The 259-nt window shown below is 43.6% G+C and carries 1 tRNA gene and 1 rRNA gene; both read left to right on the forward strand.

What is annotated here, in order from left to right:
• Positions 1-56, forward strand: a 16S ribosomal RNA gene (locus HC725_RS16620); the annotation flags it as partial.
• Between the two features lie 58 nt (positions 57-114).
• Positions 115-190, forward strand: a tRNA-Ala gene (locus HC725_RS16625).
• Positions 191-259 lie beyond the last annotated feature (69 nt).

Consider the following 259-nt stretch of genomic DNA (forward strand, 5'->3'; position numbering starts at 1 on the left):
GGGTGAAGTCGTAACAAGGTAGCCCTAGGGGAACCTGGGGCTGGATCACCTCCTTACGAAAAGATTATTTTTGATGAGTACCCACACAGATTGATTAGGTTTAAAAGAAGTTAAGGGGCTATAGCTCAGCTGGGAGAGCGCTTCGCTGGCAGCGAAGAGGTCTGCGGTTCGATCCCGCATAGCTCCACCATCTTTAAGTGTTTTCATTGAAAATATTTAAAAATGGTTACATCGAAAGATTTAACTTGCTCTTTAACAA

The sequence above is a fragment of the Vibrio sp. S17_S38 genome (assembly GCF_014694375.1).
Taxonomy (GTDB): Bacteria; Pseudomonadota; Gammaproteobacteria; order Enterobacterales; family Vibrionaceae; genus Vibrio.